This is a genomic window from Bacteroides sp. ET71, assembly GCF_023336905.1.
Classification (GTDB): domain Bacteria; phylum Bacteroidota; class Bacteroidia; order Bacteroidales; family Bacteroidaceae; genus Bacteroides.
In genome coordinates this window covers 61,642-68,958 of the sequence record NZ_JAMBLS010000016.1, presented here as the reverse complement: position 1 = coordinate 68,958, position 7,317 = coordinate 61,642, and the positions used below count along the sequence as shown (strand labels likewise).

The window sequence follows — 7,317 nt, the reverse complement described above, 5'->3', positions numbered from 1 at the left end:
TCGACTACGCTACGCTCCGTTCAGAATGACAGATACCCCGCTCAACCCCTTATCCTTCATTCTTCGTTCTTCATTCTTCATTTAACAATGTACGTCTTCAGTGCCTCCACATATTCCTCGAACGCCTGCACACCCAGAGGCGTTATCCGGCAAAGCGTGCACGGCTTCTTCCCTCGGAACGTCTTGTCACCTCCACATATCCCGCCGCCGACAATTTGTCAATCTGCACACTCAAGTTACCCGCCGTGGCCCCCGTCTCCTTACGGATATAGACAAAGTCAGCCTCCTCCACGCTGATGAGCAATGACATCACAGCCAAGCGCAGCTCACTGTGCAGCAAAGGGTTCAGTCCCTTGAACATCACTCCCCTCCTCCCTTCCGCATACGGCGGGCTTCGCGGTTCAGGCGGTGCCCGGGAATGATGAACATCAGCACGATGCACACGATAAAAGTGGCGCAATCGTAATACCAACCTTCCAGATTAAAGCTCTCCATGCCTTTGATTGAAAACAGCCCGATGAAGAACGAAAATATCCCGCAGAATCTCATCCACCGGTCGCAAATGACAGCACCCGTAATGGCCACCCCGATGCCTGCACACAGCACCATCATCGGCAGAATAAACGTAGACGTGTCAGCATCCGTACAATAAACCACAGCACCCGCACCCATGGCCATGCCCAACACACTCCACACGGCAGTTATCACCTTGTCCGTATACGTCAACACAGGACGCCCGGCCTTCTTCCCCAGATACGCCTGCAAAGGCCACCCCAGCAAAGGGATGGCAAACCACAGCCAGTTCCACTTCATGATGCCCGTCTGCCACACCAGCAACAGCACCACGGCCGCCGTCACTACCGAGAGGTATCCCCACAGCAGGAAGATATTCACGCTGCCCAACTCCATGTTCTTCTTGCTGTTCTGAATCATCCGTGTAATCAGCTCCAGACTTTCCTTTTCATTCAATGTTCTGTCTTCCATAATCTTCTTTCTTATTTTAAAAGGTTCTAATCAACAATCGAAATAACACTTTGGCTTCGAACTCCGATGCAAAGACAGACAAGTTTATAATATAAACCAAATAATTCTGCAAAGTATTTCATACAAATTCATCACCCGTCCTCAGAACCACGCACACAGACAAGCAAAAACCTTCTCGCACACAGCTCAAACTCAATCAACAACAAAGAAATCCGCCCTCCAGCCTACAAGTACCTGCTTCTTGCCCGCAACAAGCACGGCTCTTGTCCGAAGGAAGCACGCCCCTTGTCCGAAGGAAGAGACCTGCCAGCGGAATCACCCGCAAACCAGCCCGACAGAAACAGCCCGTCCAACAGAAAAAAATCCAAGAATCGGCCCTACACGAAGGCAGAAACAGAAAAAATACGGCCTAAAACAACGTTTTTCGCCGAAAAGTTTTTGTAATATGCAAGTAAATTGTATATTTGTGTGAAATTTTGGCGGAGTAGTAATGACAGACGAAGGAAAGCAGCTATTAAATACCTTTGAAACGCGGCTCAGACACCTGATTTATCTGCACGAACAACAGCGACGCGAAAACGCAGAACTGAAACGGCAGATAGCCGAGCAAGAAGAAACACGCAGAAAGATGCAAGCTGACTACGACGAACTGAACAGACGCTACAACGACCTGAAAACAGCCACGGCAATCAGCTTGGACGGAAGCGACGTGAAAGAAACCAAGCAACGATTGACAAAACTGGTGCGTGAAGTCGATAAATGCATCGCTTTGCTGAACGAATAGAAAAGCCAAAAAGATGTATGAACGATAAAATAAAAATCAACCTGCACATGGCAGGCACTACTTACCCCGTCTTCATCGAACGCAAAGACGAAGAAATAGTAAGAGAAGCCGCCAAACAGGTAAATATAAGGTTTAACCAAAACCGACAGGCCAACCCGGAACTATCGCACGAAAAAGCAATAGCCATCACGGCCTTCGAGTTTGCCCTGCAAGTGCTTGACCAGAAGGACAGGAACGACACAGAACCTTATACGAACAAGATTAAAGAACTGACAGAAGTATTGGACAACCACTTCAAGGAAACCACCTGAACGGGACATTCCAAACACCTTTTGCCAGGGTGGACAATAAAAAGAAAATTCACGCACTGTTAGGCCATCTTTTACAAGAAGAGAGGCCAAGCAGTGCTTTTTATTTATACTTAATTTATTAATATAAAATGGACATAGTTTCAATATTAGTATCAGCAGCCTGCCTCATCGTCGGCGGATTAGGTGCCTACTTGTTCTTCCGATACGGGCTCAAATCCAAGTACGAAGCCATACTGAAAGAGGCCGAAACCGAGGCGGAAGTCATGAAGAAAAACAAATTGCTGGAAGTCAAAGGCAAGTTCCTGGACAAGAAAGCCGAACTGGAAAAAGAAGTAGCCGTACGCAACCAGAAAATCCAGCAAGCGGAAAACAAACTGAAACAGCGCGAAATGGTGCTGAATCAACGCCACGAAGACTTGCAACGCAAAAAGCAAGAGGCAGAAGCCATCAAAGAAAACCTGGAAACACAACTCGAAATCATCGACAAGAAAAAAGAAGAATTGGAACACCTGCAACGGCAGGAAATAGAAAAGCTCGAAGCCATCTCAGGACTCTCAGCCGAAGAAGCCAAAGAGCGCATGATAGAATCGCTGAAAGAAGAAGCCAAGACCGAAGCACAATCCTACATCAACGACATCATGGACGATGCGAAGATGACAGCTACTAAAGAAGCCAAACGCATTGTCATCCAGACCATCCAACGCGTAGCCACGGAAACTGCCATCGAAAACTCAGTCACCGTGTTCCACATCGAATCAGACGAAATAAAAGGGCGCATCATCGGACGCGAAGGGCGAAACATCCGCGCCCTGGAAGCAGCTACAGGAGTAGAAATCGTTGTAGATGACACGCCGGAAGCCATCGTCCTGTCAGCCTTCGACCCCGTTCGCCGTGAAATCGCCCGCTTGGCCCTGCACCAACTGGTGACCGACGGACGCATACATCCCGCCCGCATCGAGGAAGTAGTGGCCAAAGTCCGCAAGCAAGTAGAAGAAGAAATCATCGAAACCGGCAAACGTACCACCATCGACCTGGGCATCCACGGCTTGCATCCAGAACTTATCCGCATCATTGGTAAGATGAAGTACCGCTCCAGCTACGGCCAAAACCTCTTGCAACATGCCCGCGAAACGGCCAACCTCTGCGCCGTCATGGCCTCCGAACTGGGCCTGAATCCTAAGAAAGCCAAACGCGCCGGCTTGCTGCACGACATCGGCAAAGTGCCCGACGAAGAACCCGAACTGCCGCACGCACTCTATGGTATGAAACTGGCCGAGAAGTTCAAAGAGAAGCCAGACATCTGCAACGCCATCGGTGCCCACCACGACGAAGTGGAAATGACCAGCCTGCTGGCACCCATCGTACAAGTGTGCGACGCCATCTCCGGTGCACGTCCCGGCGCCCGCCGCGAGATAGTAGAAGCCTACATCAAACGTCTGAACGACCTGGAACAACTGGCCATGTCCTATCCCGGTGTTACCAAGACCTACGCCATCCAAGCCGGCCGCGAACTACGCGTCATTGTCGGTGCCGACAAAATAGACGACAAACAAACCGAAAAGCTGTCCGGTGAAATAGCCAAAAAGATACAAGACGAAATGACCTATCCAGGACAGGTGAAGATTACCGTCATCCGCGAAACGCGATCGGTAAGCTACGCTAAGTAAAGCGAACAATATACCAGTAAAATAATAAATCATACACAGGCGCGGATTACGCGGATTTCACGGATACAGCATCATCCGCGCAAATCCGATTAATCCGCGCCTTTATTGCATCATTCAACAAACTTTCAAAACTCATTCGTATGGAAAAGTACCAGTTTGAAGTCTGCGCCAACTCCGTCGAGAGTTGCCTGGCTGCCCAAGCCGGAGGAGCCCACCGTGTAGAACTATGCGCCGGTATCCCCGAAGGTGGCACCACTCCTTCGCATGGCGATATAGCCACTGCACGCGAAGCATTGTCCTCTACCCGACTGCATGTCATCATCCGCCCGCGCGGAGGAGACTTCCTCTACTCACCTCTGGAACAAAGCATCATGCTGAAAGACATTGAAAATGCCCGTCAACTGGGTGCAGACGGCGTAGTGTTCGGCTGCCTTACTGCCGAAGGAGATATAGACCTTCCGCTCATGGAACAATTAATGGAAGCTTCAGAAGGCATGTCTGTCACATTCCATCGCGCTTTCGACGTATGTCGCAATCCTATGAAAGCTCTGGAAAATATCATTGCACTAGGCTGCAACCGCATCTTAACCTCAGGACAGCAGCCCACCGCCGAAAAGGGAATTCCGTTCCTGAAAGAACTGCAAAAAAAAGCCGGCGAACGCATTATCTTGCTCGCCGGTTGTGGAGTAACAGAAAAAAATATAGCACGTATTGCTCGTGAGACAGGCATTCATGAATTCCATTTCTCTGCCCGCGAAGAAGTAAGCAGCGCCATGCAATACCGCAACGAAGCCGTATCTATGGGAGGTACTGTACACATTTCTGAATATTCCCGCCCTGTAACCACGACTCAAAGAGTGGCTCGTACCATCGAAGCTCTTACAAGCCTCTAATCGTACGCATCAACTGCTCGCCCAGACCAATAGTATAACCCTGTGAAACGAAAACCACACGGTTGAAAGTGTCGGTGATGATGAAGATGGGCAACGACTCGCGATTGCACAGCTTCATCTCATCGGCAATCTGGTCAGCGGCGCCAAACGAATCAATTCCATATATGATGGTAGAGGGCAAACCCGAAAAATCTTCTACGTGATACCTTTTATACATATCAGCATTAGGGAAAAGCAATACCATCTTACGGCCCCATTTCTCCAAATCCTTACCCAACTTGGCTATATCCTTCAAAGCATGGTTAGTAGGTTCTTGCCCAGGTCCAAGTATTCCGACCACATAATAGCCACGCCCGCAAGCAGTCAGGAAACTAATTGGCTCAACCGCTTCCTTACCTTTTTCTAAAGGAGTAAAGAGCGTCTCGGCATTGAAACTCCCAATCACTTGTATTTCATCTTTGCTCTCGCGCATCACAAGAGGTATACGTGTAGTCTGCCCTTGTTTTATCTCAAAAGAACGGACATGCGCCAATACTCCTCCATTAGCCAAGCGTGTACCGGAAGTCATGACATAATACCCTTCTGAAACAGCCTTAGGAGACTTTAACAAGGTAGACCAGAGAGCCTCATTGTAGCCTTGCAATTGCAATCTGCCATCTACACATTTCGAAATAGAAAAATGAGTGTAATATTTAGGATCATCCAAAACTGGCGTAGCTTTATACATAGCTGTCAAATGCCCCGAAGGAGGTATTTGCTCGACCAAACCGGCATCGAAATCCACATCATAAACTGTATTCTTATCCTGAAGATCTTCATAGAAAACCTTACCTGTAACCTTATCTATCCACGCAGGTATACCCAAACTACGTGCCAGAGAGACAAAGAATATATCGCGTGAAAGACGATCAGCGACACGAGCTTTCCATACTCCTTCAGGAGACATCGGGACACGACGGACATTCAATGTATCATTCAACGTAATAGAATCCTTGCACCACTCTACCAATTGTTGAGGCTCAGCCCGATAAGAATCAGCTAAATCTCCACTAATAACCCGCTGGAAAAACTCTTTATAAGGAGTGAGTGCTTCAGTAGCCACGCGTGGATTCAGCAAGGCATCAGCATAGTGTTTACTAGAACATTCAGGAGTATTCAGCAGGTGATCGGTCAGCACATCAAAAGATACGTCACGTAAATCCTTCGCAGAAACAACTCCTAAAAGACGGATTGCCAAAGAAATTTTTCCATCATTGGAAGCCTGGGTCAGAAATTGAGACAGGATCTCATGATTCCCATAAGAAGCCACCAAGAATTGAACTGCCAACTTCTCTTCTTCTGAACTCAAACCTGAAAATGTATGCACAAATTTACGGGCTTTTTCTTCATCCATAAAAGTTGAAGTATAAGCATTTCGGATGGAGTCTTCCAGCAATATCCGGCGATCATTCTCAGCACGCTGTTCGGGTGTCACGACGGGTAAATTCGCATTTTCAACAGGCGGCACCACATCAATATCCATGGCAAACAAATCCCCCTCTTTTTTGTCCAACTTTAATGACAACTCATCTTGTTTGCCAAATGTTACTTTAGAAAAAGCAAAAGAACCATCCTTTGAGGCCCACACTAACATGTCTCCCTTCCCGGCTGTTAGGTTGCAAAAGCCTTCGGCAGAAGTATATTTAGTGGCAACCGTGTAAAATTCAGCATAATTATACAACTTAAACTCCACACAAGCTCCCGACACGGGATTCCCCTCTACATCAGTTACTAAGACTTTGACTTCTGCCGTCGGGGCATAATTCTCTGTAATATTGATTTCAGTATGATTAGGAGTCACTTCCATCACGTCTTCTTTGCCTTGATAATACCCAAACACACGGGTGTGCATCAGCATACCTCGGCTGGCAGGTGCGTTGAACCAACCCAAATCGAGCACAGGTTCTGGCTCACAAGCTCCTAAAAAGTGCCATTTTCCATCTGCCCAAGCTTCCACCCAAGCATGATTGTCATCTGTATGCGCCCAACGAGGAGTATATACCTGGCGTGCAGGTATGCCCACCGACCGCAGAGCTGCCACCAACAAAGTAGATTCTTCTCCACAACGTCCAAAAGCCGTACGCACCGTAGCCAAGGGTGAACTGGTACGGGCATCACTAGGTTGGTAAACAGCCTTCTCATGGCACCAATGGTTTACTTCCAAGATAGCATCATACATAGAAAGGGTGCGCACACGGTCCTTCAATTCTTCATAAAACACCATCCGGGCGCCATCTAATTGTTCATTATTAATACGCACGGGCAAAACAAAATGACGGAAAACATCTTCTGGGATGATTTTTCCCCATGGCATCTCATCAGCCGCACGCTGTGAAGCACGGATATTTTCGAGATAAAATTCGCCAGAGAAATCTGCAATATCCGGTAAAGGCATATACGCATAAAGAAATTCCAAAGCTTCACGCTCGTACAAAGACAAACTTGTGTCATCAAGGATAGCAAACAAGTCACCTTTGGGCAACAATGTTTTCTTCTGTTCCAAATCTTGCGCTACACGAGCACGATAGGACTCATCGGTAATGAAATGAGTCCCTCCACTGCAACACGACATAAAAAACGCCAGGCACAACCCGAAAAAAGGAAGAATGATTCGCTTCATAATATTATCTGTTAAGTAT

Annotated in this window: 6 protein-coding genes and 1 pseudogene; 4 read left to right on the top strand and 3 right to left on the bottom strand. The window is 47.7% G+C overall.

The annotated features are described in order from the left end of the window. Positions 1-77: 77 nt before the first annotated feature. Together M3090_RS09790 and M3090_RS09785 are read right to left on the bottom strand one after the other, a co-directional pair. Positions 78-361 (bottom strand): annotated as a pseudogene (locus M3090_RS09790) (winged helix-turn-helix domain-containing protein). Further along, positions 361-984, bottom strand: a complete 624-nt coding sequence (locus M3090_RS09785; RefSeq protein WP_249055708.1) for a hypothetical protein — start codon at positions 982-984, stop codon at positions 361-363. The pseudogene M3090_RS09790 and the gene M3090_RS09785 overlap by 1 nt, the downstream one beginning before the upstream one ends. Positions 985-1,474: 490 nt before the next feature. On the opposite strand from M3090_RS09785, the gene M3090_RS09780 reads away from it, so the two are divergent. The 4 genes from M3090_RS09780 to M3090_RS09765 all read left to right on the top strand — a co-directional run bounded on the left by M3090_RS09780 (position 1,475) and on the right by M3090_RS09765 (position 4,639). Beyond that, positions 1,475-1,768, top strand: a complete 294-nt coding sequence (locus tag M3090_RS09780) for a hypothetical protein (protein WP_249055706.1) — start codon at positions 1,475-1,477, stop codon at positions 1,766-1,768. A 17-nt stretch (positions 1,769-1,785) separates the two neighbouring features. Next, positions 1,786-2,079, top strand: coding sequence for a cell division protein ZapA (locus M3090_RS09775; protein ID WP_249055704.1), 294 nt, complete (start codon positions 1,786-1,788; stop codon positions 2,077-2,079). A 128-nt stretch (positions 2,080-2,207) separates the two neighbouring features. Next, complete coding sequence (gene rny, locus M3090_RS09770) at positions 2,208-3,746, top strand: ribonuclease Y (RefSeq protein ID WP_249055701.1); 1,539 nt, start codon at positions 2,208-2,210, stop codon at positions 3,744-3,746. A 140-nt stretch (positions 3,747-3,886) separates the two neighbouring features. After that, a complete protein-coding gene (locus tag M3090_RS09765; protein ID WP_249055699.1) occupies positions 3,887-4,639 on the top strand; it encodes a copper homeostasis protein CutC in 753 nt (250 codons plus the stop codon). Here M3090_RS09765 and M3090_RS09760 read toward each other — a convergent pair. Continuing rightward, positions 4,626-7,298, bottom strand: a complete 2,673-nt coding sequence (locus M3090_RS09760) for a transglutaminase domain-containing protein (RefSeq protein WP_249055696.1) — start codon at positions 7,296-7,298, stop codon at positions 4,626-4,628. The two genes, M3090_RS09765 and M3090_RS09760, sit on opposite strands and share 14 nt — an antisense overlap. Positions 7,299-7,317 lie beyond the last annotated feature (19 nt).

Excerpts from the sequence above, each read along its gene's own strand:
- M3090_RS09785 (WP_249055708.1), bottom strand. The coding sequence starts at position 984 with ATGGAAGACAGAACATTGAATGAAAAGGAAAGTCTGGAGCTGATTACA.
- M3090_RS09780 (WP_249055706.1), top strand. The coding sequence starts at position 1,475 with ATGACAGACGAAGGAAAGCAGCTATTAAATACCTTTGAAACGCGGCTC.
- M3090_RS09775 (WP_249055704.1), top strand. The coding sequence starts at position 1,786 with ATGAACGATAAAATAAAAATCAACCTGCACATGGCAGGCACTACTTAC.
- rny (WP_249055701.1), top strand. The coding sequence starts at position 2,208 with ATGGACATAGTTTCAATATTAGTATCAGCAGCCTGCCTCATCGTCGGC.
- M3090_RS09765 (WP_249055699.1), top strand. The coding sequence starts at position 3,887 with ATGGAAAAGTACCAGTTTGAAGTCTGCGCCAACTCCGTCGAGAGTTGC.
- M3090_RS09760 (WP_249055696.1), bottom strand. The coding sequence starts at position 7,298 with ATGAAGCGAATCATTCTTCCTTTTTTCGGGTTGTGCCTGGCGTTTTTT.